21 protein-coding genes, 1 tRNA gene and 1 pseudogene are annotated in these 24,066 nt (G+C 65.6%); 11 read left to right on the plus strand and 12 right to left on the minus strand.

The features are described from left to right. Positions 1-9 precede the first annotated feature (9 nt). The 4 genes and pseudogenes from ACT53N_RS03130 to ACT53N_RS03145 form a co-directional block, all read right to left on the minus strand. Positions 10-160: pseudogene (locus ACT53N_RS03130) on the minus strand (hypothetical protein); the annotation flags it as partial. After that, positions 145-984, minus strand: a complete 840-nt coding sequence (gene kduI, locus ACT53N_RS03135) for a 5-dehydro-4-deoxy-D-glucuronate isomerase (protein WP_476062503.1) — start codon at positions 982-984, stop codon at positions 145-147. The gene kduI and the pseudogene ACT53N_RS03130, both read right to left, overlap by 16 nt. Before the next feature lie 24 nt (positions 985-1,008). Beyond that, a complete protein-coding gene (uxaC, locus tag ACT53N_RS03140; protein WP_476062504.1) occupies positions 1,009-2,472 on the minus strand; it encodes a glucuronate isomerase in 1,464 nt (487 codons plus the stop codon). A gap of 108 nt (positions 2,473-2,580) precedes the next feature. Beyond that, positions 2,581-3,654 (minus strand): LacI family DNA-binding transcriptional regulator, encoded by a 1,074-nt coding sequence (locus ACT53N_RS03145; RefSeq protein WP_310216340.1) that lies wholly within the window; start codon positions 3,652-3,654, stop codon positions 2,581-2,583. Between the two features lie 160 nt (positions 3,655-3,814). Between ACT53N_RS03145 and ACT53N_RS03150 the strand changes: the two genes are divergently transcribed. Beyond that, positions 3,815-5,329, plus strand: coding sequence for a UxaA family hydrolase (locus ACT53N_RS03150; protein ID WP_476062505.1), 1,515 nt, complete (start codon positions 3,815-3,817; stop codon positions 5,327-5,329). Positions 5,330-5,415: 86 nt separating this feature from the next. Beyond that, on the plus strand, positions 5,416-6,864 hold the full coding sequence (locus tag ACT53N_RS03155) for a mannitol dehydrogenase family protein (protein WP_476062506.1): 1,449 nt from the start codon (positions 5,416-5,418) through the stop codon (positions 6,862-6,864). Here the strand turns inward: ACT53N_RS03155 and ACT53N_RS03160 are convergent. Together ACT53N_RS03160 and ACT53N_RS03165 are read right to left on the minus strand one after the other, a co-directional pair. Beyond that, positions 6,861-7,421 (minus strand): sugar transferase, encoded by a 561-nt coding sequence (locus ACT53N_RS03160; RefSeq protein ID WP_476062507.1) that lies wholly within the window; start codon positions 7,419-7,421, stop codon positions 6,861-6,863. The two genes, ACT53N_RS03155 and ACT53N_RS03160, sit on opposite strands and share 4 nt — an antisense overlap. 14 nt (positions 7,422-7,435) lie before the next feature. Beyond that, complete coding sequence (locus ACT53N_RS03165; protein WP_476062508.1) at positions 7,436-10,084, minus strand: polar localization protein TipN; 2,649 nt, start codon at positions 10,082-10,084, stop codon at positions 7,436-7,438. A gap of 603 nt (positions 10,085-10,687) precedes the next feature. Here ACT53N_RS03165 and cysD point away from each other — a divergent pair. Next, the gene (gene cysD / locus ACT53N_RS03170) at positions 10,688-11,668 is read left to right on the plus strand and encodes a sulfate adenylyltransferase subunit CysD (protein ID WP_476062509.1); all 981 of its coding nucleotides are present in this window, start codon (positions 10,688-10,690) and stop codon (positions 11,666-11,668) included. Continuing rightward, on the plus strand, positions 11,668-13,575 hold the full coding sequence (gene cysN, locus ACT53N_RS03175; RefSeq protein ID WP_476062510.1) for a sulfate adenylyltransferase subunit CysN: 1,908 nt from the start codon (positions 11,668-11,670) through the stop codon (positions 13,573-13,575). Before cysD ends, cysN begins: the two co-directional genes overlap by 1 nt. Positions 13,576-13,578: 3 nt before the next feature. Here the strand turns inward: cysN and ACT53N_RS03180 are convergent, their stop codons facing one another. Continuing rightward, on the minus strand, positions 13,579-14,793 hold the full coding sequence (locus tag ACT53N_RS03180; protein ID WP_476062511.1) for an MFS transporter: 1,215 nt from the start codon (positions 14,791-14,793) through the stop codon (positions 13,579-13,581). A 1-nt stretch (position 14,794) separates the two neighbouring features. Next, positions 14,795-16,504: a methionine--tRNA ligase gene (gene metG, locus ACT53N_RS03185; RefSeq protein ID WP_476062512.1), complete on the minus strand. Its 1,710-nt coding sequence runs from the start codon at positions 16,502-16,504 to the stop codon at positions 14,795-14,797. A gap of 170 nt (positions 16,505-16,674) precedes the next feature. On the opposite strand from metG, the gene ACT53N_RS03190 reads away from it, so the two are divergent. The 4 genes from ACT53N_RS03190 (at position 16,675) to arfB (ending at position 18,284) form a co-directional block, all read left to right on the plus strand. After that, complete coding sequence (locus ACT53N_RS03190; RefSeq protein ID WP_476062513.1) at positions 16,675-17,088, plus strand: DUF1761 domain-containing protein; 414 nt, start codon at positions 16,675-16,677, stop codon at positions 17,086-17,088. 198 nt (positions 17,089-17,286) lie between these two features. Then, a tRNA-Thr gene (locus tag ACT53N_RS03195) sits at positions 17,287-17,361 on the plus strand. Between the two features lie 25 nt (positions 17,362-17,386). Then, positions 17,387-17,848 (plus strand): YaiI/YqxD family protein, encoded by a 462-nt coding sequence (locus ACT53N_RS03200; protein ID WP_476062514.1) that lies wholly within the window; start codon positions 17,387-17,389, stop codon positions 17,846-17,848. A 4-nt stretch (positions 17,849-17,852) separates the two neighbouring features. After that, on the plus strand, positions 17,853-18,284 hold the full coding sequence (arfB, locus tag ACT53N_RS03205) for an alternative ribosome rescue aminoacyl-tRNA hydrolase ArfB (RefSeq protein WP_476062515.1): 432 nt from the start codon (positions 17,853-17,855) through the stop codon (positions 18,282-18,284). Between the two features lie 7 nt (positions 18,285-18,291). Here the strand turns inward: arfB and ACT53N_RS03210 are convergent, their stop codons facing one another. The 3 genes from ACT53N_RS03210 to ACT53N_RS03220 all read right to left on the minus strand — a co-directional run bounded on the left by ACT53N_RS03210 (position 18,292) and on the right by ACT53N_RS03220 (position 19,744). Beyond that, on the minus strand, positions 18,292-18,819 hold the full coding sequence (locus tag ACT53N_RS03210; protein WP_476062516.1) for a MarR family winged helix-turn-helix transcriptional regulator: 528 nt from the start codon (positions 18,817-18,819) through the stop codon (positions 18,292-18,294). Between the two features lie 153 nt (positions 18,820-18,972). Then, complete coding sequence (locus ACT53N_RS03215) at positions 18,973-19,182, minus strand: hypothetical protein (protein WP_476062517.1); 210 nt, start codon at positions 19,180-19,182, stop codon at positions 18,973-18,975. A gap of 58 nt (positions 19,183-19,240) precedes the next feature. After that, on the minus strand, positions 19,241-19,744 hold the full coding sequence (locus ACT53N_RS03220) for a GcrA family cell cycle regulator (protein WP_476062518.1): 504 nt from the start codon (positions 19,742-19,744) through the stop codon (positions 19,241-19,243). A gap of 280 nt (positions 19,745-20,024) precedes the next feature. On the opposite strand from ACT53N_RS03220, the gene ACT53N_RS03225 reads away from it, so the two are divergent. The 3 genes from ACT53N_RS03225 (at position 20,025) to ACT53N_RS03235 (ending at position 21,705) form a co-directional block, all read left to right on the plus strand. Next, entirely contained in the window at positions 20,025-20,537 is a 513-nt protein-coding gene (locus tag ACT53N_RS03225; protein ID WP_476062519.1) for a c-type cytochrome, read from the plus strand. Positions 20,538-20,620: 83 nt separating this feature from the next. Continuing rightward, positions 20,621-21,352: a nuclear transport factor 2 family protein gene (locus ACT53N_RS03230; RefSeq protein WP_476062520.1), complete on the plus strand. Its 732-nt coding sequence runs from the start codon at positions 20,621-20,623 to the stop codon at positions 21,350-21,352. Continuing rightward, complete coding sequence (locus tag ACT53N_RS03235) at positions 21,349-21,705, plus strand: nuclear transport factor 2 family protein (RefSeq protein WP_476062521.1); 357 nt, start codon at positions 21,349-21,351, stop codon at positions 21,703-21,705. Before ACT53N_RS03230 ends, ACT53N_RS03235 begins: the two co-directional genes overlap by 4 nt. Here the strand turns inward: ACT53N_RS03235 and ACT53N_RS03240 are convergent. Next, entirely contained in the window at positions 21,702-24,056 is a 2,355-nt protein-coding gene (locus ACT53N_RS03240; protein ID WP_476062522.1) for a transketolase, read from the minus strand. The genes ACT53N_RS03235 and ACT53N_RS03240 overlap by 4 nt on opposite strands. Positions 24,057-24,066: the final 10 nt, after the last annotated feature.

Consider the following 24,066-nt stretch of genomic DNA (forward strand, 5'->3'; position numbering starts at 1 on the left):
TTCCTGTCCAAAATAGGTGTCATCCCGGACGACCTGAAAGGTCGATCCGGGACCCAGGGGCCGCGCTCAATGCGGTGCCCCCTGGGTCCCGGCTCTACGCTGCGCTCCGGCCGGGATGACACGGGAGCGCGGTGGCCAAGGCCCCTACTTCAGCTGGCAGATGTCCAGCACGTTCATGTCGGTATAGTCGAGGTTCTCGCCGCCCATCGCCCAGATAAAGGTGTAGTTGGCGGTGCCCGAACCCATGTGGATCGACCACGGCGGGCTCATCACGGCTTCCTCGTTGGCGATCACGATGTGACGCATCTCGTCCGGCTCGCCCATGTAGTGGAAGACCCGGTCGTTCTCGCCCAGACCGAAATAGAAGTAGGCTTCCGAGCGACGGTCGTGCAGGTGGGGCGGCATGGTGTTCCAGACGCTGCCCGGCTTCAGCACGGTCATGCCCAGCAGCAGTTGGGCCGACTTGCAGGTGGTCGGCACGATGTACTGGTAGATCGTGCGCTCGTTGGAAGTCTCCAGAGCGCCGCGCTCCAGCGGGATCGCGTCGGCGAAGGCAAGCTTCTTGGTCTCGAACGCAGCATGGGCCGGCAGGCTGACCAGGTAGAAGCGGGCGGCGCCGTCGACGCCTTCGAAGGTCACGTCCTTGGCGCCCATGGTGACGTACAGGCCGTCACGCGGAACGATCTCGTAGGCGACGCCATCGACGGTGACCTTGCCGGTCGTCTCGCCGACATTGATCAGGCCCAGCTCGCGGCGCTCCAGGAACGGGTGGCCGGCGGCCGAGGCGGGCTCGGTCTGGTCGGGCAGCTTGATCGGGCTGGTGGCCACCACGCCGCCGACGACAAAGCGTTCGGCATGATTGTAGGTCAGGACGATCTGGCCCTCTTGGAACAGGCCCTGCATCAGGTAGCGATCACGCAGGTCGTCATTGCTGACCGCGAACATCATGTCCGGATGGGTGGCGTGATAGGTCTTGGCGAACATCGGGAAGTCTCCGGAAAGGGTGTTCTATTCGGCGGCGGCGCGCAGCGTGGTGGGGCGAGCCCAATCCGGACGCTGGTCGAGCTTGTAGGCCTTCTTGGGCAGATTGTAGGTCAGATCGACGATCAGCTCCTCGGCCTCGACCAAGTCCATGCGGTGCTCGGCGACCATGCGGGCGAGGAACGCGCTGTCGACGCGGCGGGCCACGTCGTGGCGGGCCGGGATCGACAGGAAGGCGCGGGTGTCGTCGTTGAAACCAACAGTGTTGTAGAAGCCCGCGGTCTCGGTGACCTGCTCGCGGAAGCGCATCATGCCTTCCGGGCTGTCGTGGAACCACCAAGACGGGCCCAGTTTCAACACCGGATAGTGTCCTGCCAGCGGAGCCAGTTCGCGGCTGTAGGTCGTCTCGTCCAGCGTGAACAGGATCACCGACAGACGGGGATCATTACCCAACCGGGTCAGCAGGGGCTTCAGCGCGTCCACATACTCGGTGCGCATCGGGATGTCGGCGCCCTTGTCGCGGCCGTGCGAATTCAGGAGGCCGATATTGTGATTGCGGTGCGAACCCGGGTGGATCTGCATGACCAGTCCGTCGTCCAAGCTCATCTTGGCCATCTCGGTCAGCATCTGGGCGCGGAACAGCTCGGCCTTCTCGGGCGTCACATCGCCCTTCACGAGGCTATTGAACAGCGCCTCGGCCTCGACGTTCGAGAGGTCGGCGGTCGCCGCCGTGGGGTGGCCGTGGTCAGACGAGGTCGCGCCGGCGTCGATAAAGGCCTGCCGACGCTGACGGTGCGCCTCGAGATAGCTCTTCCAGCTATAGACGTCCTGACCCGAGGTCTCGGCGAACCGCTCGAAGGCGCGGGGGCCGCGCTCGTCTTCGAAATCGATGACCGCATCGGGACGATAGGCGGTGATCACATGCCCGCCCCAGCCGCTTTCACGGATGGCGGCATGATGCTGCAGACTCTCGTGCGGACCTTCAGTAGTGGCGAGCGTCTCGATATTGAAGCGATCGAACAGGGCGCGCGGACGGTAGGCGTCGGTCGCCAGCGCCTCGGTGATGCGGTCGTAGTAGGCGTCCGAATTCGAGGCTTCGAGGAACTCGGCAAAGCCAAAGACCTTGCTGAACACGTGGTTGAGCCACACCCAAGAGGGCGTGCCGCGGAACAGGTGGAAGTTGCTGGCGAACACGCGCCAGGCCTCGCGAGGGTCGGTGTCGGGCACGCCGGCCTTCGAACGGACCTTCAACGCATCCAGGCTGATCCCCTGGCTGTAGAGCATGCGAAACAGGTAGTGATCCGGAGCCAACAACAGGTCCGTGGCGTCCTGGAACGGCGCGTTGGTCGCGAACCAGGACGGGTCAGTGTGACCGTGCGGGCTGATGATCGGCAGATCCTTGACCAGCCCATAGAGGCCGCGCGCGTAGGACCGCGTCGTCGGATCGGACGGAAAAAGACGATCCTCGTGAAAATTCAGAGGCCTGGCCATGGCTTCGCGTCTGCTCCCTCAATCGATGGCGGTTTCGCCGACCGCCGCTCGTGTCCGCTTGGTAACCGGTGTCATGACTTGATGCAAGCACCAGAGCCGGCCCCTTATCTAGGCCGGAACAGGCCCGGACGACTCACGGATAACCAGATTTGGTTCCATCTTGGTGACGTCGCGCGGCTCGCGGCGCTCGCCGCCGATCAGCTTCTCGACCGCGATACGGCCGATCTCACGGGTCGGCGTATGGATCGTGGTCAGAGGCGGCCACACCGCCTTGGCGATTTGGAAGTCGTCGAACCCGACGACCGTAAGGTCTTGAGGCACCGACAGCCCAGCCTTACGAGCCGACTGGAGGACCCCCGCCGCCATTTCGTCATTGCCGCAGAAAATCGCTGTGGGCCGGGGAGACCGCGACAGCAGTTCATCGCCGCACGCCACGCCCGACTCAAAGGTATAGGCGCCCTGGACAATGTCGGCGGGCGCCAGGCTCAAGCCGGCTTCCGCCAAACCATCCTCAAAGCCCCCTCGCCGCTCATGCGACGATCGGAAGGTTTCAGGGCCGGAGATGAAGGCGATCCGCTTATGGCCCAGCTCGACGATGTGCCGCGCCGCCTGAGCGCCGCCCATACGGTCGTGACCAACGATCATGTGCTCAGGCTTGTCCAGTTCGACCGACGCGATCCGGATATAGGCGCAGCCGATCTCGTTCAGGAGCTTGGCCACGCGCTCGTCTTCCGAAACCGACGGCGGCAACACGACGCCAAACAGCTTCTGCCTTTCGACGAAAGAGCGGATGTCGGTCAGGAACGTCGGGCTGGCGCGATTGCAGGGGTGGACAACCAGTTCAAAGCCCGAGCCCCGCATGCCGTCCAGCAGACCAAGCTGCATGTTCACGACATATTGCGGGTTAGGATTGTCGTAGATCATGCCGATCAGGAACGACCGGCGGAACGCCAGCCCTCGGGCCTGCGGATCGGGGGCGTAACCCCACTCGGCGATGACCGCCTCGATACGCTCTCGGGTCTCATCCCGCACGAACGGCGACTGGTTGATGACGCGAGAGACGGTCTTCTTGGACACCCCGGCCAGCCGGGCGATGTCATTGATCGTGGCCCGTCGCCGCCCGCCTTCGACGCTGGTCTCGTTTTCTTCCGGGATCGAGGACGGCGTCTTGGAAGGGCTCACGGGGTATCCAGCAGCATCAGGCGTTTTCTTTTGTCATACTCCAGCCGACACAGGCTCGCCAACAGAAGGCGAAACATTCGATTGCCACATGATTGACACCGGTTTCCATCATGTTGATAGCCAGCCCTGAAGGCAGCAAGCGCTTGGACGATCGCACGTCATGACCCAATCGACCTCGACTTCTGGCGAATCGATCCACGCCGTGGATCCGCGCGACCATGTGGCGGCGGCGCTTCGCGATCTGAAGCGCGGCGAAACCGTGCGCCTTAACGGTGAAGCCCTGGTCGTTGGCGCCGACATCCCCAAGGGCCACAAGATCGCGACACGGGCGGTCCGGGCCGGCGAGGATGTCCTGAAGTACGGGTGGCCGATCGGCCGGGCGACGATCGATATCGCAGCAGGCGACCATGTGCATGTTCACAACGTCGCCACGCGGCTTGAGGGTGTCGAGGGTTACAGCTTTTCCCCCTCACCGCCTCAAACGACGCCACCGCTAACCCCGAGCTCGCAGACCTTCCAGGGGTTTCGACGCAAGAACGGCCGAGCCGGCACGCGAAATGAGATCTGGGTCCTCTGCACCGTTGGCTGCGTCGCCAACACTGCGCGTCGGATCGCCGAAAAAGCCCACCAGCGCTTCGCCGGGCGCGTCGATGGCGTTCATGCGTTTCCGCATCCTTTTGGCTGCTCACAGTTGGGTGACGATCTCGCGCACACGCGCAAGCTCATCGCTGCCTTGGCGAGCCACCCCAACGCCGGCGGCGTTTTGATCCTGGGTCTCGGCTGCGAGAACAATCAGTTGAAGGCGTTGCTCGAGAGCGCGCCGGAGATCGATCCCGAGCGCCTGCGAAGCTTCACGACCCAGATGGTCGGGGACGAACTGGAAGACGGCCTCGCGGCTGTGGAGGCGCTAGTCGAGATCGCCGAGCGCGACCGACGTGAGCCCATCCCTGTCTCGGAACTGGTGGTCGGCCTCAAGTGCGGCGGATCCGACGGCTTTTCCGGGATCACAGCCAATCCGCTGGTTGGCCGGATCGCCGACAAGGTCGCCGGGGCTGGCGGCACGCCGGTGCTGACCGAGATCCCCGAGATCTTCGGCGCCGAGAACGTCCTCCTACAGCGCGCCGCCAGCCGCGAGGTGTTCGACGCCGCCGTGGCGGTGATCGACGACTTCAAGCGCTACTTCATCGACGCCAACCAGCCGATCTACGAAAACCCCTCCCCCGGCAACATCGCTGGCGGCATCACGAGCCTGGAAGAGAAGTCCCTGGGCGCGGTGCAGAAGGGAGGCAGGACGCCCCTGGTCGAAGTGCTGCGCTATGGCGAGAAAGTCGGTCCGCACGGCCTGACTCTGCTCGAGGCCCCGGGCAATGACGCGGTGTCCTCCACGGCCCTGACCGCCGCCGGCGCGACGGTGATCCTCTTCACCACAGGACGTGGCACGCCCCTGGGCTTTCCCGCGCCCACGCTGAAGATCGCGTCCAACTCTGGCCTGGCGCAGCGCAAGCCGGGCTGGATCGATTTCGACGCTGGCCAGGTGCTCGAAGGCGTGTCCATGGACGCGGCGGCGGACCGGCTGATGGATCTCGTGATCGAGACCGCCTCAGGCAAGGCCACCAAGACCGAGCTGAACGGCGAGCGCGAGATCGCCATCTGGAAGTCCGGCGTCACCTTGTGAAATCAGCCAAGCTGGATTGCCACCGGTGTCCGAACTGGCTCATCTAGCGCCCTGCCCTTCCCTTACGAAACTTCAGGCGTGCTCCGTTGACCGCTTCCCTCTCGACCTCTCCCGCCCTGCGTCTCAGCGCGACCAGCTATCCCGGCGCAATCCCGGGCGTAGCCACTCCCGCCTATGACCGCGACAAGGTCCAGATCGGCGTGGTGCACTTCGGACCCGGCGCGTTCCACCGCGCGCACCAGGCCTACTATTTCGACAAGCTGCTGGAGAGCGATCCGCGCTGGGGCGTCTGCGCGGTGTCTCTGAAGAGCCCGGGCGTTCGCGATGCGCTGGTGCCTCAGGATGGGCTATACACCCTGGCGCAGCTCGACGCCGAGACGACCTTCCGGGTCGTGGGTTCGATCCTCGAAGTCCTGGTGGCGCCAGAAGATCCGCCTTCCGTCTTCGCGCGCCTCGCCGCCCCGACGACCCGCCTTGTCACCCTGACGGTCACGGAGAAGGGCTACACGCTCTCCGCAGACGGCGGGCTGGACGAAGGCCATCCGGACATCATTCACGACCTGGCCAATCCGCGTGACCCCAGGAGCGCCGTCGGCTATCTCGTCGAGGGCCTTCGCCGCCGTTTCGCCGCCGGCCTGGCGCCCTACGCCGTGGTGGCCTGCGACAACCTCGCAGACAACGGCTGGCGTCTGAAATCGGCTGTCGTCGCCTACGCCGCCAAGCTGGACGCCGAGCTGGCGGCTTGGATCGACGGTGACGGGCGGTTCCCGCGCACCATGGTCGACAGCATCACCCCCGCGACGGACGACGCTCTGCGCGCTCGCACGCTGGCCGCGACGGGACTGGAGGACGCCTGGCCGATCCAGCGTGAAGCCTTCACCCAGTGGGTCGTAGAAGACGTTCTCCCCGCAGAGAGCCCCGACCTAGCCAGTGTCGGTGTGATCTTGACCGACGACGTGCGCGGGTTCGAGCGCGCCAAGCTGCGTCTTTTGAACGGCGTGCACTCAACGCTCGCCTATGTCGGCATTCTGCGGGGTCACGAGACAGTCTTCGAAGCCATCAGCGATCCGGTGCTTGCCGACCTGGCGCGGGACATGATGACGAACGACATCATTCCCACCCTGACGCCGCCGCGCGGCCTGGACCTGCAGGCCTACGCGGACGCCATCCTCGCCCGCTTCCGTAATCCCGAAATCCGTCACCTGCTGGCCCAGATCGCCTGGGACGGCTCGCAGAAGCTTCCGTTCCGCATCCTGGGGACCTTGACCGAAGCCCTTGCGGCCGGTCGGTCGGTCGACCGGCTTGTCGTCCCGCTGGCGGCTTGGATGCGGTTCGTCGCCTTGCGCGCCAAGGCCGGTGAAGCGATCGTCGATCCGCTACAGGAGCGTCTCCTGGCGTTGGGCCTTGCGACCACCGGCCAGGCCAGCGCCGACGTCGCCGCTTTCCTGACCTTGGACGCGGTTTTCCCGGCCTCGCTCGCAAGCGATCCTCGCTTTGTATCGGCCCTGGAAAAAGCCTATGCCGAGCTCGCCTAACGGGTGACACCCCGCGCGGTCAGCACCGGTACGACGGTGCTGACCAGGATCTGCAGGTCGAACAGGAACGACCGGCGACGCAGATATTCAGCGTCCAACGCGACCTTGTCGGGGATGGCCAATTCGTCACGTCCGTTGATCTGGGCCCAGCCGGTGACGCCCGGACGTAACCTATCCACGCCCGCTGCTTGGCGCGCGGCGATCAGGTCGTCCTGATTGAACAGAGCCGGTCGGGGCCCCACCAGGCTCATGTGGCCGACAAGCACGCTCCAAAGCTGGGGTAATTCGTCCAGGCTGAGTTTGCGCATCAGCCCTCCGATCGGGGTGAGCCATTGATCGGGATCGTCCAGCAGGTGGGTGGCCACTTCGGGCGTATCGATGCGCATCGTGCGAAACTTCGGCATCGGAAACAGTACAGAAGCCCTTCCCACGCGCTGCGACCAGTAGAGACCTGGTCCGGGAGAGGTCATCCGAACAAGCAGCCACAGCGCCGCGAGAGGCAGGGCTAGAACGACCAGCCCCGCTGCTGCGGACAGCAAGTCAAACGCGCGCTTCATTCAACACGCTCGGACTAGGCCAGATCGCCGCTGGCCGCGTCGAGCAGCAGATAGGCCCGGCCGGCGTCAGACGAAAGCAGCGCCGCCAGCAGGAAGCCCTCGCGATCCTGGCCGGCGGCCTCGTCGATCATGCCCGCATAGCGCTTGAGGAAGCGCTCGGTGTTGCTCTTCAGCGTCGCGTCGGAGAAAAGGCGACGGACCAGTCGCCGGATCGCGGCCGGCGCCAGCCGCTTGACCACCTCGCGCGCGCCGCTGGCGTCGCGAGTCTGAAGCGCGGCGGCGATCTCGTCGATCCGACCGCGCGGTAACAGGGCATGAGGGTCGATGCCCATGGCGGTTATCTCGGCGGCGAGCTTCTCGCCCAGCGCCGCGTCGCCTGGCGTGCTGCTCTCGATGCCTGACAGCAGGCCGCGCCAGCTCCAATTGCCGTCCGCCTCATTCTCCGCCAGCGGCGCCCCCGCCTGCTTGCGCGCGGAGGCCTGTTCGAAGACCGAGCGGAACTCCTGGTCGGTGGCCGTGGGCGTCAGCCGCAGGCGGCGCCGGTCGGCGAGCGGCTCTTCCTCATCGTCGAACTCGACGGTCGGAAGCGGTGAAGGCGGCGGTGGCGGGGCAGCGCGCGCCCGGACGGGCGGCGTCGCAGCCGTGGTCGCCCGGGCGGCGACCGTCGAGATGCCAGAGGCTGTGACGGCGCCCGCCGCCTCACTCAGCATTTCGTAGTTGCGACGAACGCGTTCCTGGAAGGCCTGGTCGATCGCCGCCGTCTCCTCGGCGGTGCGACGCACGGCGTTCATCAATTGCTCGACGCCCTGCTCGATCGCGATACGAACCTCGCCGGCCTTTTGCAGCGCTTCGACCGGAAGGTCGGCCGTGCGACGGCCGATCTCGGCCAGCATGGCCTCAAGCTCGTCGAGCGTGCTCCGCGCCGTCTGCACGGAGTCCTGGAGCTTCTGGGATGTCCGCGCCCCGGCCTGCTCGACCATCTGAGCCGAGTGCTCGATGATGTCGCGCGCCTCTTCCATCCGCGACTCGAAGACCGCGTCGGCCTTCTGTCCGGCGGCGAAGGCGATCTCGTTGAGCTGATCCACACGGCTGCGCGCCGCCTCAACCCGCGCCTCAACGCTTTCGCTGGCCTTCAGCGCGGCCTCAGCCATGGACTCCATCGCCGCCTTCAGCTCTTCCTCAAGCAGGGTCCGCTGGTTCTCGGCGACGTCGCCGATCGTCTCGAGGGTCTTCTTGGCCTCCTCGGCCAGGATCTCGCGTTGCGATTTCGCCCCATCCGCCATCTCGCGGAACTGGTCGGCGGCCGAGCTGATCAGGCCGCGCAGAATCTCCGCGCCCATGGCGGCGGTGTCCGAAAGCTCCGTCGCGCCGACCCGGGTATAGGCCACGAACTCGGTGAGCTGGGCGGTTCGCGTCTCGGCTTCGGCGGCGAAGTCTTCCTGCTCGGACCGGAGCGCTTGGCTGATCTCGACCAGGGCGGCGCGCTGCGCGGCGAGCGTCTTTTCGACCGAAGCGACCTGATCGCCGACGCCGACGCCAGCTGTCTCCAGGCGCGCGATCTGGCGGGAGAGGTCCTCGGCGCCGACACGCGCGGCGTCCGACGCTTCGGCTGCAGCGGCGGCCAGATCGGCGGCGCGGGCCGCCAAAGCTGCTTCAGCCTCGCGGAGCTGGGTCTCGGCCAGATCGGAGGCCTCGGCGACCATCCGAGCCTGGCTGCCGATGGCGTCGACCACCGCCGTCGAGCGCGCATCCAGCGATTGCGACAGCGTCTCCATGGCCGAGCGTTCGTGGCTCAGGCCCTGGGCGAGCTGATTAGCCATCCGCGCGGAGTCCGCAGCGGCGTCCGCGAGACGCGCTGTCTCCTCAGCCAAGGCTTTTCGCAGCGAGATGATGTGCTCTCGAGCCCTTTCCGCGGCGGCCGCCGCCTCGTCGACACCTTGACGCATGGCGTCGACGGCGTTGGTCGCGCCGGCGGCGGCCAGGGCCGCAGGGGTCACAAGACGGTCGGTCAGGGTGCGGTTACGCCGCAACTCATCAGAAATGCCGTTGGCCTGGCGCAGCAGATAGGCCCCCAGCAGCGTCAACAGCGCAGGCCCGATCGCGAGGCCCGCGAACACCATCAGCGCAAAGCCTTCGATTTTGAAGGCCGGGACGCCCCTGGCATAGCCGAGCGCGAAGGCGATCGGCGCCAAGGCCCAAAGCGCCGCTACTGCGGTCGCAAGCGTCCAGAAAAGGACGCCGGACATGCGGCGCGGAACAGTTTCGGAGTCCAAGGCGACAGGCGGGTCCGAGACAGGGCCACGAAGATCCAGCGCTGCTTCGCGCTTTTCAGGCTTTGTCGCGGGCGCAGCCGGAGCCTCTACGACGGGCGCGGGCGGTTGTGGTGTCGCGGCAAGCGAGTTGCCGAGCTTGATCTCCGGTTCGGCAAGCCGAACGGGCTCGGCTTCGCGACGACGCCGCGAGCGGACAGTCGGCGGCGCCGGCACAGCGAGGTCATCCGGCGCGGGATCATTCAAGGTCAGCGGCTCGGCGGACTGTTCTTCAACTTCCGGCGCCACGACAGACGACGGCTCCAAGTATTCAGACGCAGTCTTGGGGGCCTCGGGAGGGATCTCCGTCGGCGTCGCGGAGAAATCGAGCGGTTGGCGCTTCTTAGGCTTCATACACAGCCAGGGTCCCAAGACGGGGCGTAAAAGGGGCGTCGGCGAGGGGGCGCGGATAGAGCGTCGCGCGCCGAACCCCTCCTTCGCGTGTCACATGAACCTAACGGTGAAAAGCCTTGGCGAAAAGCGACTTTGGTTGCGTTCGCAGGGGTTGCGACGTCAGGGCGCGACCTTAAGCGCCTGCGGATGCGGCTGAGGGCCCGTTCGCGGTGATCGGGGGTGGCTGATTCACGTCTCGCGATCGGTTGACGGTTCGCGCTTCGGATGCCTTGGCGTTGGGCCGAACGGCGTGGTCGATCACGACGCCGAACTGGCAGAGCGCGAACGACGACAGCCAAACAACCGCCACAGCCAACATTTCCGCCAGGAAGCCCATAGCTCGCCTCACGATCCCATAGCGGCGTTATGCGAGAACGTGATGCGAAAGGCGAATGAAGTTTTGGTCATGAATGGCCGTGCGGGCCAAGGGCGCCACGGCATCTCACAGCGCCCTCAGAATTACGGCGGTTGTCCCCGTGCTCCGCCGGGCCTAGGTGCCACCCTGAGCCCGGCGCGCCTTCAAACAAGGCCATGTCGGAGATTTTTCCTTTGCGGACCCAAGCCTTGGCCCTTACGCAATTCGCACCCGCCGCCCCTTCGCCGGATCCGATGACGCCCGATCTCACCCAGGCTGCGATCACCCCGGCGCGCTTGACCCATCTCCAGCGCCTCGAGGCCGAAAGCATCCATATCCTTCGTGAGGTCGCCGCCGAGTGCGAGCGCCCGGTCATGCTGTACTCGATCGGCAAGGACAGCGCGGTGATGCTGCATCTGGCCGCCAAGGCGTTCTATCCCAGCAAGCCGCCATTCCCCCTCCTGCACGTTGATACGACCTGGAAGTTCCGGGACATGTACGCGCTACGCGACCGCGTCGCCTCGGAACTCGGGTTCGACCTCATGGTGCACAAGAACCCCGACGCCGAGGCTCGCGGGATCAATCCGTTTGACCACGGCAGCGCGCTTCACACAGACCTGTGGAAGACCGAAGGGCTGAAGCAGGCGCTGTCGAAGTACGGGTTCGACGCGGCGTTCGGCGGCGCGCGCCGCGACGAGGAAAAGAGCCGGGCAAAAGAGCGTGTCTTCTCGTTCCGCTCGGCCGAGCAACGGTGGGACCCCAAGAACCAGCGTCCGGAACTCTGGAACCTCTACAACACCCGCAAACATCCGGGGGAGAGCCTCCGGGTCTTCCCGATCTCCAACTGGACCGAGTTGGACGTCTGGCAGTACATCCATCTGGAGAACATCCCGATCGTGCCGCTCTACTTCGCGGCGGAACGGCCCGTGGTCGAGCGCGACGGCGCGCTGATCATGGTCGACGACAACCGCTTCCGTTTGCGTGAAGGCGAAGTACCGCAGATGAGGAGCGTCCGTTTCCGGACCCTGGGCTGCTACCCGCTCACCGGCGCGGTCGAAAGCCAGGCGACCACCCTGCCCCAGGTGATCCAGGAAATGCTGCTGACCACGACCAGCGAGCGCCAAGGCCGCGTTATCGACCACGACCAGTCGGCTTCGATGGAGAAGAAGAAGCAGGAGGGCTACTTCTGATGGCGCACCAGTCCGCCCTGATCGCCGAAGACATCGGCGCCTACCTGCATCAGCACCAGCACAAGTCGCTGCTGCGCTTCATCACCTGCGGCAGCGTCGACGACGGCAAGTCCACCCTGATTGGTCGCCTGCTGTACGACAGCAAGATGATCTTCGAGGACCAGATGGCGGCCCTCGAGGCCGACTCCAGGAAGGTCGGCACGCAAGGTGGCGCGATCGACTTCGCCCTGCTGGTCGACGGGCTGGCCGCCGAGCGCGAGCAAGGCATCACCATCGACGTCGCCTATCGTTTCTTCTCAACCGAGAAGCGCAAATTCATCGTCGCCGACACGCCGGGCCATGAGCAGTACACGCGCAACATGGTCACCGGCGCCTCAACCGCCGACGCGGCCGTGATCCTGATCGACGCGCGCAAGGGCGTGCTGACCCAGACCCGCCGCCACAGCTATCTCGTCAGCCTGCTAGGCATCCGCCACGTGGTGCTGGCGGTGAACAAGATGGACCTGGTCGGCTGGGACAAGGGCGTGTTCGACGCCATCGTCTCTGACTATCGGGCCTTCGCCGAGCAGATCGGTCTTTCAGTGGTCACCCCGATACCGATCTCCGGCCTGGGCGGCGACAATATCGCGACGCGCAGCAACACCACACCTTGGTTCGACGGCCCGATCCTGATGGACTGGCTGGAAGCCGTCGAGGTCGAGGACGACCTTCAGGCTAAGCCCTTCCGCATGCCCGTGCAGTGGGTGAACCGCCCCAACCTCGACTTCCGGGGCTTCTCGGGCCTCGTCGCCTCCGGCTCGATCAAGCCTGGTGACCGCATCCGCGCCCTGCCCTCGGGCCGCGAAAGCCGCGTGGCGCGGATCGTCACCCTGCCGGGCGACCTGGACCGCGCCGTCGCCGGCCAGTCAGTCACCCTGACGCTGGAAGACGAGATCGACATCTCGCGCGGCGACGTGATCGCAGCCGCCGACGCGCCCGCCTCCGTGGCCAACCAGTTCGAAGCGACCGTCGTCTGGATGGACGACGAGCCGCTGCCGCCGGGACGGACCTATCTGCTGAAGCTAGGCGCGCGGACGGTCGGCGCCAGCGTCACCGACATCAAGCACCGCGTGAACGTCAATACGCTGGAAAAGACCGCCGCCAAGCGCCTCGAACTGAACGAGATCGGCGTCTGCAATCTATCCCTTGATCAGGCGATCCCATTCGAGGCCTACGCCGATAATCGCCAGATGGGCGGCTTCATCCTGATCGATCGGCTGAGCAACCGTACGGTTGGCGCCGGCATGATCAACTTCGCCCTGCGGCGCGCCGACAACATCCACTGGCAGCACACCGACGTCACCAAGGTCTCGCGGGCGGCGTTGAAGCGTCAGCGCGGTCAGGTGGTCTGGCTGACCGGCCTGTCGGGTGCGGGCAAGTCGACCATCGCAAACCTGGTGGAAAAGCGCCTGCACGCCCTGGGTCGTCACACCTATCTGCTCGACGGCGACAACGTTCGTCATGGGCTGAACAAGGATCTCGGCTTCACCGAGGAGGACCGCGTCGAGAACATCCGCCGGGTGGCCGAGGTCGCCAAGCTGATGGTCGATGCGGGCCTGATCGTGCTGACCGCCTTCATCTCGCCGTTCCGGGCCGAACGCCAACTGGCGCGCGACCTGCTGGAGGCCGGCGAGTTCATCGAGGTTTTCGTCGACACGCCGCTAGCCGTCGCCGAGGCGCGGGACGTCAAGGGCCTCTACAAGAAGGCCCGCTCGGGCCAACTGAAGAATTTCACGGGCGTCGATAGTCCCTACGAAGCCCCGGAGTCGCCGGAGCTACGGATCGACACCACCGCGATCGATCCCGTCGAGGCGGCCGAGCGGATCGTGGCGTGGCTGGAAGGCCAGGAGATCGACTACACGATCTGACGCTCAGAACCGGAGCCTGTCGGAAGACAGGCTCCCGGCGCGGCGCGTCAGCAGGATTGCGCCGACGAGGCCTAGCAGCGCCATGAAGGCCGTGACCAGATAGCCGAACGCACCGAAGGCGTCGAACAGCGGCCCGGACGCCAGCGTCGCGATCCCCAACGTAAAGCCCGACGACAGCGCCGAATTGATCGCCTGGGCCGGCGAGGCGGCGGTCGGCGGGGCCAGCTTCTCGATCAGGCGCAGGGACGCCAGGAATGAGGCGGCGAAGGTCAGGGCGTGCAGCATCTGTAGCGGGAACAGCGACCACAGGGGCGGCTCGAACGCGTAGATCGTCCAGCGCAGGACGGCGGCGCCCGCGCCGAGCACTAGGAACAACTCCGGCCCCCAACGGCGACGTAGGGGTTCGAGGAACCACATGAAGGCCACCTCAGCCGCCACGCCTACGCCCCACAAGACGCCGATCATCGGCTCGCTGATCACCTGCTTGCGCCAGAGGATGGCCGAGAAGCTGTAGTAGAAGGCGTGCGCGCCCTGGATGAGGCCGGCGGTGACAACCGCCAGCAGGAAGGTTCGGTTGCGCAGCAACTCCGAGAGTCCGTTCCAGCGCTCAGACTTCAGCGGCTTGGCGCCCTCGGCATGAACGCGTTCGGGCGGCACCAACGTCGCGGCGGCCAGCGCCCCGAACAGACAGGCGGCCGCAATCCAGATGGCGATGATCGTCGGCGCGGCGAAGGTCAGGATCGCGCCCATTGCTAGGTTGGCCGCGATGAAGGCGCTGGAGCCGGTGCCGCGCGGAATCCCGTAGTTGAAGTTCTCGACCCGCGCCCGGCGCAGGGTGATGACGTCGATCAGGGGCGAGACGGTCGACAGCAGGGTCTGGCCGACGAACCAGGCCAAGATGAACCACCACAGGTTCGCCGGTCCCAGCAGCGCGCCATAGCCAATCGCCGCGCCGACCAGAAGCAGCACCATCGGCGTGCGGCGCAGGGTGAAGCCGTCCGCCCACACTGCCAGCACCGGTCCAGTGAACGGCTTCAGCAGCAGGGGTACGGCCAGGATCAGCCCGATCTCGCCGCCCGTCATGCCCCGGTCGCGCAGATAGGTGCCGATGTAGGGCAGGCTGACGCCTGAGCTCAGGAAGATGGCGGCGTAGAACAAGCACAGGCGCACTAGGGTCGAGAACCCCTGCCCCTCCGTCCTGTCCGCCCCGCCCGTCACCTTACTCCGCGCCGCCGAAGCGCGCCGTCCATTCGGCGATCTGCTCGTCCTCGATCTTCTTGAACAGGACCTCGGGCACGGTCACCGGAGCGCCGATCGCTAGGGTGTTGAGCTCGGCCTTGGCGTCGTTCGATGGCCAAGCGGCCGGGGAGGCAAGACCAAAGGCGTCGCCGATCTTCTCGGCGGCGAACGGAATGAACGGGGCCGAGATCTTGGCGTAGAGCGCCGCAAGGTTCAGGGCGGTGCGGACAATGACGGCGGCCCGGTCGCGATCGGTCTTGATCGCCGTCCACGGCGCGGCTTCCTGCAGATACTCGTTACCGACAACCCAGAGGGCCCGCAGCGCTTGGGCGCTCTTACGGATCTCGATGGCGTCCATTTGCTCGGCGAGGTCCGCAAGCCGCGCTGAAACATCGGCGAACATCTTCTCTTCCAGCGGCCCCGGCTCGCCGCCCTCGGGGACCACGCCCTCGAACTTGCTTTCGTTGAACTTCAGGATGCGGTTGACGAAGTTGCCCAGCACGTCGGCCAGGTCGCGGTTCACGGCGCTGGCGAACTGTTCCCAGGTAAAGGCGGTGTCCGAACCTTCCGGCGAGTTGGCCGTCAAGTACCAGCGCCACAGGTCGGGCGGCAGGATCTCAAGCGCAGCGTCCATGAACACGCCGCGCTTGTTTGAGGTTGAGAACTTGCCGCCATACCAGTTCAGCCAGTTGAAGGCCTTGAGCATGTCGACGCTCTTCCACGGCTCTTCGGAGCCGAGGATCGTGGCCGGGAAGCTGACCGTGTGGAACGCCACATTGTCCTTGCCCATGAATTGGACGTAGCGGACATCGTCGGCGCCCGCGTCGGTGCGCCACCAGCGCTTCCAGTCGCGGTCGGCCGAGCCCTCGGCCCATTCCTGGGTCGCGGCGATGTACTCGATCGGGGCGTCGAACCAGACATAGAAGACCTTTTCCTCGAAGCCCGGGCGCGGGACGCCGTTCTGGGCCACCGGGATGCCCCAGGCCAGGTCACGGGTGATGCCGCGATCGATCAGCCCCTCGTCCAGATGCTTGTAGGCGATCGAGCGGGCCAACGGCGGCCAGTCGGCGTGACTGTCGACCCAGGCGCGGATCTTGTCCTGCATCTTGGTCTGCAGCAGGTAGAGGTGCTTGGTGTCGCGCACCTCGATATTCCGCGAGCCGGAGATCACCGAATACGGGTCGATCAGGTCGGTGGGGTCCAGCAGGTTGCCGCAGTTGTCGCACTGGTCGCCGCGCGCCTTTTCGAATTTGCAGTGCGGGCAGGTTCCCTCGACATAGCGGTCGGGCAGAAAGCGCTTGTCGTCGACCGAATAGACCATCTGGTCGACGCGTTCCTCAATCAGGCCGTGGTCTTCCAGCGCCTGGCAGAAATGCTGGGTCAGGCGATGGTTCTGTGGCGAGGACGAGCGGCCGAAATGGTCCCAGGAGAGGCCGAACGCCCGGCCCACATCATGCTGCAGCACGTGCTGTTCGGCGCAGTATGTCGCCACGTCCTGGCCAGCCGCAGCGGCGGCCAGCTCAGCGGGCGTGCCGTGCTCGTCGGTGGCGCAGATATAGAGCGTCTCGTGGCCCTGGGCTCGCTTGAAACGCGCATAGACGTCCGCCGGCAGCATGGAGCCCGCGAGGTTCCCCAGGTGCTTGATGCCGTTGATGTACGGCAGGGCGGAGGTGATCAGGATGCGAGCCATGCGGGCGCGGCCTTTCGGGGGAGTCTACGGAACGCTTGGAAGGGTCCGCATATAGAAGGCTCGGGCCGGAAACGAAAGCGCAAGCCGATTGACCGAACAGCGTTCTTGGGCGCAGCCTTCCGAAAGCTGAGCCGGATCAGCGCGATCCGGCCGTTTCGGGGGAAACGTCTATGAAAAACGTGAACTGGCTGGGCCTTGTGGTGGCTCTGGTCGCCGGGCAGGCGATCGGCATCCTCTGGTATGGCAACCTCTTCAGCGCCGCCTGGATGGAGGCCCAGCGCCTGACCGAGGCCGACTTCATCGGTCAGGACTGGAAGATGGCGCTAGGTGTCGTGAACATGATCGTCATCCTGCTGGGTCTGGACTGGCTGATCCGGCGCCTTGGCGCCGAAGGCTATGTCGCCGGGGCCAAAACGGCGCTGAGCGCCTGTGTGGCATTCGCCCTGACCGTGGCGGCCCTCAACTATATCTATGCGGCGGGCACGCTCTCTTTGCTTGTCATCGATGGCGGCTATCAGCTCGTGACTTACACAATCGCCGGGGCGCTGCTGGGTGGCCTGAAGCGTAAGCCGAAGACGGACTGAACCAACCCGATCAAGACACTGTAAAAGTATAGGTTTTCCGGGGGAGCTCGTACTGCGCGACCTCTCCCGGTCGCCGCGCGCAAGCTTACGCGTTCCTGGCGGGAGAGCTGTTTGTTCCCGCCGCGCGTCGAGGATCGGCGCCCCTTGCCGTTCGAGGCGACAGACGGCATAAGCCCTCACCTCGGGTCACTGGCCCACGCCGGCTTAGCACAGCGGTAGTGCAGCGGTTTTGTAAACCGAAGGTCGGGGGTTCGATCCCCTCAGCCGGCACCATTTCCCTCGTCCAGGGTCTTGCGCGATGGTCGCCACGCTTTTCATCGACGCCGACGCCTGCCCCGTGAAGGACGAGGCCTATAAGGTCGCCGCCCGGCATGGGTTCAAGACCTTTGTCGTCTCCAACAGCTGGATCCGCGTACCGCAGACGCCGGTGATCGAACAGATCGTCGTCGACGCGGGGCCGGACGTCGCCGACGATTGGATCGCCGAGCGGTGCGGTCCCGGCGATGTCGTCGTCACGAACGACATTCCCCTGGCCGATCGGGTGTTGAAGGCGGGCGGCGCGGCCGTGGCCCCCAACGGGCGGGTGTTCTCACACGACATGATCGGCTCGGCGCTGGCCTCACGCTCGATCGGCGAGCATCTGCGTTCGATGGGCGAGGTCACGAAAGGGCCGGCGGCGTTCGCCAACGCTGATCGCTCGCGGTTCCTGCAGGCGCTGGACCAATTGGTGGTCAAGGCCAAGCGCGCGGCGCCGCGGTGATCCCATGCCCGCGATGATCGAGATCACGTCCTGGCTACGGATCGACGAAGACGACCTGGTCTGGAAGGCCACCCGCGCGTCGGGCCCTGGCGGCCAGCACGTCAACAAGACCGCGACCGCCATCGAGCTACGCTTCGACGTGCGCAACTCACCCTACCTGCCCGACGACGTGAAGGCGCGGCTGGAAACGCTGGCGGGCAGCCGCCTGACCCAGGACGGGGTGCTGGTGCTGTTCGCCCAGGGCTCGCGCTCGCAGGAGATGAACCGGCAGGACGCGCTTGACCGTCTGGTCGACCTGATCCGCCGGGCCACGGAAAAGCCCAAGCCCCGCAAAGCCACCAAGCCGACCTATTCCAGCAAGCTCAAGCGACTGGAGACCAAGGCCAAGCGCGGGACCGTAAAGTCGGGCCGCGGACGGGTGAAGTTCGACGACTGAGGATTGCTCAGACCGTTTCGGGCGGCGCAGGCGCGCTGAAGGCGATGACGTCTTGCTTCCAGTCGGGTTCGACGATCAGGCCGCCCAGCATCTTCTGCAGATACCGGGTCATGGTCGCCTGCTCCTCTGTGGTCAGCTGGGCGCAGACTTCCTGGTTCAGCGGACGGATCTCGCGCCGGATCGCTTCCAGCAGGGTCCGCCCCGCTTCGGTCAGTCGGATCACCACAATGCGGCGATCGCGCGCCGAAGCTTCTCTGGCCACGAGGCCATCGGCGATCAGGCCGTCGATGGAGCGGGTCAGGGTGGTGCGATCGGTGGCCGCCAGCTTCGCCAGACGCGTCATCGACAGATCGCCGAACCGCCGCAGCGAGATCATCGCCACCCACTTTGCGAAGGACAGACCGTGCCGAGCCAGGAGATCGGCGGCCACGGCGCGACGATGTTGCTCGGTCTGATAGAGCAGATAGCTCAGATAGCTCGACAACGGCAGCGCGTGATCGGGCCCTGCCTCGGCGCGCTGTTCCCCCTCGCCCATCTTTGTGTCCGCCCCCGCAAAACGGCGCTCTGTGTGTCACAAGGTTAATAGCCACGCAATCCGCAGCGCCGGGACGGAAACGAAAAACCCCGCGAAAGGCTTCGCGGGGTCGGACGTCTTGAGCTCAGTTTGGGCATAGACCGCTGCTGGGGGTCAGGCGGCGACGCGGTTCCGGTGCAGACCACGGGTCAACCAGTCATCTGGATAGGTCTCGCGCACGGTGATCGACTTGAACTGGGTGACGGGGATCTCCGCGTGATCGCCAGGATTGAGATCGCGGGACACGGAGTGACCTGCGAACTCCTCGATGATGGTGATCACTTGGCTGCTGCCGGCTGCGTTCTCGATCAGGACCATGTTCATGGGACGGCTCGTGGCTATCGTGGGAGTTTCTGAGGGCGGTTTTTGCGGTTGCGGTCGATCAGACCAGTCGAGGCTGCACCCGCTTCTCCTTGACGCCCTTCAGCGCCCAGGCCTCAACCGCCTCGCTGCTGCCCAGTCGGCGGAAGGCGCCCTGGCTGTGTTGCTCGCAGTAGGAGCCGCGCGCGCTGGTCTTCGGACGACCGCAGAAGCCGAAGTCATCATTCTCCGGATGGCCGATCGGCCAGCGGCACGAATGGGCGCCCAGGCCCAGAATGCCCGAGGTCGGCAGCAGATCTTCCTCGATGCGTTCAAAGCGCGGGGCGATACGGGGGACGGCGACGTCGCGCGAGGGGCGCTGGCGAACCGCTAGACGCGATGGGGCCCGGACGGTGGTGGCGCGCTTGCGGACGGGCGTCTCGCGAACCGTGATGCCCAGTCGGTGCACCTTGCCAATCACCGCGCTACGGCTGACGCCGCCCAGTTGTCGCGCCACCTGGCTCGCGCTGAGGCCCTCCAGCCACAGCTTCTTCAGGGTCGCGGTCCGTTCTTCGCTCCAGTCCATGATCTTGCTTCCAGCCCTGCCCGGAGCCAGCCCGCTCCGTGAGAAAAGGGGTAAGATTTATGGTTAACGACCGTCAAACGGTTATGTGCAGACCCACGTTTTGCAAGTTCACTTTTCGCCATGAGAATCACGTAGATACCAACAATTGTCGCAGCCTTGCTGTAACCTCCACGGTTAAGGACCGTTGTTACGTGACAAGCTGCGGGACCAGATTTTATAAGGGTTTGGAATGCGTCGCGGCGTCGCAGAACCTGCGACGAAACGTCAGTCGAGGATGAGTATGCGATCGTTGAAACTGGCCGCCGTCGCGGCTCTTTGCCTGGCCGTTTCGGCATGTTCGAAGGATGGTGGAAGCTCCAGCGAGGCCCCCGCCGACGCGCCAACACCAGCGGCAGCCGCCGCGCCCGCGCCGACCGACGTCGAGAAGGCCGCCATCCTTGCTTCCCTCCCCTCCCCCTACAACACCGGCGATCTGTCGAACGGCCAGAGCAAGTTCGCGCTCTGCCGCTCCTGCCACACCATTACTGAAGGCGGCCCTGACCTGACTGGTCCCAACCTCTACGGCGTGTTCGGTCGCAAGGCCGGCGCCAAGGAGGGTTACAGCTATTCGGACGCGGTGAAGGCGGCAGGCTTCGTCTGGGACGCTGGGCAGCTGGACAAGTGGCTGGCCGATCCTCGCGGCTTCATGCCGGGCACCAAGATGACGTTCGCGGGCATCAAGGGTGAGAAGGACCGGATCGACTTGATCGCCTATCTGAAGGTCGAGACGGGCTTCAAGGCTCCAGCGAAATAGTCCGTGCGGCAATATTACACGCTCCCGGGCAGCCCGTTCTGGCGCATGGACACAGGCTGCACGGAGAACGCCGTTCGACGCCCATGACGCCTGACGAAGACCGGATCGCGAAACTCTACGAGGCCTTCAACAGTCGCGCCTTCGATCGTGTGATCGCGGGACTGGCGCCCGACGTGTCCTGGCCCGACGAGGTTGAGGACCGTCGACTTGAGGGCGTCGACGCCGTGCGCGACTATTTCGAGACGGCCACGGCTCCGCTACGGGTGCGACATCAACCCATCGCCCTGTTCACGGCCGCTCCGGGTCAGGTTGAAGTGCTGGCGCGCCAGACTGTCGTTAGCGCCGCCGACGGTTCGTTGTGGTCGAGCCTGCGGGTACGACACCGCTTCACGATGGTCGATGGCCTGATCACCCGGCTGGACAGCGAGCAAGACTATGCGGTCGAAGGCTTTGACGGCGTCGAGCGCCTTCTGCGGCGGCTATACGAAGCGATCAACGCCCACGATATCGACGCAATCGTAGGCTGCTATGCCGATGAGGCCCGCTTCCAGGACAACTTGGAAGACGGGTACATCAGCGGCGGCCCGGCGATCCGACGATACTTCGAGCACCTGTTTGAGACCCTGCAGGTCACTCTGGCGATGCGCGACTATGTCCTTGAGGCGGACGATCGGGTCCGCGCCCGGCTGCAGGTCGAGGCGCGCGGCGCGAACGGCCGCCTGTGGCAGGATGGCGGCGTCACGGTCTGGTATCGACTTGAGGCGGGGCGCATCATCGAACAGGACGTCGACGACAGCGGCGAGGAGTCGCCGTGAGCGCCTTGCGCACCGTACTGGAAGAGGCCTTTGCGGTGTTCAACGCCCGCGACGCCGCCGCCTTGCGCCGGTTCATCCATCCCGATGCGACTTGGCCGAACACGCTTGAAACGGGCGAGGATCTCATTGGCCAAGACGCCGTTCTGGGTCACTTCGAACGCGTATTCGCGGCCATAAGGCCGAACATCCAATTGATCGCGGTGCTCGCGGAGACTGAGGACGCCCTGACCGTCGAGGCCCAGTACGCGGTCGAAACCGAACAGGGCCAGATCTGGTCCGACACACGCGCTCGCCTGACCTACCACTTCCGCAACGGCCTGTTGTCAGGGATGACGATCCTGAGCGGCTTCTAAGCCAAAAGGTCAGCGCACGCGTCCAGCACAGCGTCGGCGTCCAGGCGATACTTGGCGTAGAGATCTGGCAGGTCTCCTGACTGCCCAAAAGTCTCCAGGCCCAGCGCGCGAACCCGCTGACCACGGACCGAGCCTAGCCACGACAGAGCTAACGGGGCTCCGTCGGTCAGGGTCACCAGGCCCGCATCGCGATCCAGAGGCGCCAATAGGCTTTCTATCGTCGAGGGGCGGCGCCCCTCCCCTGTCCAACGCGCCCGCCCCGAGGCGGTCCAGTCTCGGTGCAGCATGTCGGCGGAGGTCACCGCCAGCAGGCCGGCCTCGGGCATGTCCTCGACCAGGGCCTCGAAAGCCGAGAGCGCTTCGGGCGCCAAAGCGCCGCTATAGACGATCGCCAGTCGCGCGCCCGGCGCTGGAGCTTTCAGCCAGTAGGCCCCGTCGATCACACCCTGCCGCCAGGCGTCATCCGTTCGCTCCGGCTGGGCGATAACTCGCGTCGACAGGCGCAGATAGGTGGAGGCGCCATCCTTGGCCTGGATGCGGTCGAAGGCATGCGCCATCAACACCGCTGTCTCGTCCGCATAGGCCGGCTCGTAGGTATCGAGGCCGGGCTGAGCCATGCCGATCACCGGTGCGTTGATCGACTGGTGCGCCCCGCCCTCCGGCGCCAGCGTCAGGCCGGACGGGGTCGCCACCAGCAGGAACCGGGCGTCCTGGTAGCAGGCGTAATTCAACGCATCGAGACCACGGGCGATGAAGGGATCGTAGAGCGTGCCGACCGGAAAGAGCCGCTCGCCAAATAGCGGCGCGGTCAGACCCAGCGCGGCCAGTGCGATGAACAGGTTGTTCTCAGCGATACCCAGTTCGACATGCTGGCCGGTCTCGGCCTTGGACCACACCTGGGCCGAGGGGATGCGCCGACGCTTGAAGACATCGTCGTGGGCGCGACGCTGGAAGACCCCGCGGCGGTTCACGAAGCCGCCGAGATTGGTCGAGACCGTCACGTCCGGCGAGGTCGTGACCACGCGGCCCGCGAACTCGTCCTTTCGCGCGGCGATCTCGAACATCACCTTGCCAAACGCGGCCTGCGTCGACTGATCGCCGCCGCCAGTCACCGCGGCTAGAAGTTCGTCGGCCGACGGCGTGGGGATGGACCGCGCAAGATGCTCGCGCTCGACCTCGGCGGCGAACGGCGCGCGCGCGACCAGTCCCTTGATCGCGGTGCGCTCGGCGGATGACAGGCCCGACAGAGGGTCCCATTCCTCGCCCTCGACCACGCCGAGACGCGCCCGCAGCTCGGCGATCTGGGCCGGGGTCATCAGGCCCGCGTGATTATCCTTGTGGCCCTGGAACGGCAGCCGCAAGCCCTTGACGGTGTAGGCGATCAAAAAGCGCGGGCGGTCATCCTGGCTGGCCCTTTCAAAGGCCTCCAGCAGCGTCTCCAGACAGTGCCCGCCCAGTTCGGTCATCAGCTCGGCGAGATCGGCGTCCTTATAGGCCGCGATCAGGGCCAGAGCGTCGGGACTGTCGGCGAGGTCTGCGGTCAGCCGCTCCCGCCAAGCCGCGCCGCCCTGATAGGTCAGCGCCGAGAAGAGATCGTTAGGAGCGGTCTCGATCCAGGCCTGCAGTCGGTCTCCGCCCGGCCTGGCGAAGGCTTCGCGCTGGCGCCTGGACCATTTCAGCGTCTCGACAGCCCAACCGGCCGCCTCGAAGATCTCGCCATAGCGGGTAAACATCCGGTCCTGGGTGGTCGCATCCAGGCTCTGGCGATTATAGTCGACGATCCACCAAGTGTTGCGGATGTCGTGCTTGCAGGCCTCGATCAGGGCCTCGTAAATATTGCCCTCGTCCAGCTCGGCGTCGCCCAGCAGCGAGATCATCCGCCCCATCTTCTCAGGCTTCACTGCGCCACGCGCCGCCAGATAGTCCTGGGTCAGCGAGGCGAAGGCGGTCATGGCCACGCCCAGGCCCACCGAGCCTGTCGAGAAGTCGACGTCGTCGACGTCCTTGGTCCGCGAGGGATAGGACTGCGCGCCGCCGAGCGCCCGGAAACGCTTGAGATTATCCAGGCTTTGCCGGCCAAACAGGTGCTGGATGGCATGGAAGACGGGACTGGCGTGCGGCTTGACCGCCACCCGGTCCTGCGGTCGCAGCGCCTTCATATAGAGCGCCGTCATGATCGTGGTCAGCGAGGCGCTAGACGCCTGGTGGCCGCCAACCTTCAGGCCGTCGCGGCTTTCCCGGAGATGGTTGGCGTTGTGGATGGTCCACGCCGCTAACCAGAGGATCCGTTCCTCGAGACGCCGAAGCAGCGCGATTTCCTGCCGCTTGGCCGTCAGAGAGCCGTCAGGCATGCTTCCTCAC

The organism is Caulobacter sp. DMC95 (assembly GCF_056313785.1).